This is a genomic window from Microbispora hainanensis (assembly GCF_006874475.1).
Taxonomy (GTDB): Bacteria; Actinomycetota; Actinomycetes; order Streptosporangiales; family Streptosporangiaceae; genus Microbispora; species Microbispora hainanensis.
On record NZ_VIRM01000167.1, the window covers coordinates 1 to 723 of the forward strand.

At 66.3% G+C, this 723-nt stretch carries 1 pseudogene; it reads left to right on the forward strand.

The window, feature by feature from the left end:
* Window positions 1-723: pseudogene (locus FLX08_RS40010) on the forward strand (DNA-directed RNA polymerase subunit beta); the annotation flags it as partial.

Sequence of the window (723 nt, forward strand, 5' to 3'; positions counted from 1 at the left end):
GGTCTCGGCCGACTACATCACGGTGATGAACGACGACGGCACCCGGACGACGTATCGGGTGGCGAAGTTCAAGCGGTCGAACCAGGGCACCTGCTTCAACCAGAAGCCGATCGTGGCCGAGGGCGACCGGGTCGAGCGGGGTCAGGTCGTCGCCGACGGTCCGTGCACCGACAACGGTGAGATGGCGCTGGGCAAGAACCTGCTGGTGGCGTTCATGCCCTGGGAGGGTCACAACTACGAGGACGCGATCATCCTGTCCCAGCGTCTGGTGCAGGACGATGTGCTGTCGTCGATCCACATCGAAGAGCACGAGGTGGACGCCCGCGACACCAAGCTGGGTCCGGAGGAGATCACCCGCGACATCCCCAACGCCTCGGAGGACGCGCTGGCCGATCTCGACGAGCGGGGCATCATCCGGATCGGCGCCGAGGTGACGACGGGTGACATCCTGGTGGGCAAGGTCACGCCGAAGGGTGAGACGGAGCTGACGCCGGAGGAGCGGCTGCTGCGGGCGATCTTCGGTGAGAAGGCGCGTGAGGTGCGTGACACCTCGCTGAAGGTGCCGCACGGTGAGTCGGGCAAGGTCATCGGCGTCCGCGTGTTCAGCCGGGAGGAGGGCGACGAGCTTCCTCCGGGTGTGAACGAGCTGGTGCGCGTGTACGTGGCGCAGAAGCGCAAGATCACCGATGGTGACAAGCTCGCCGGCCGTCACGGCAACAAGGG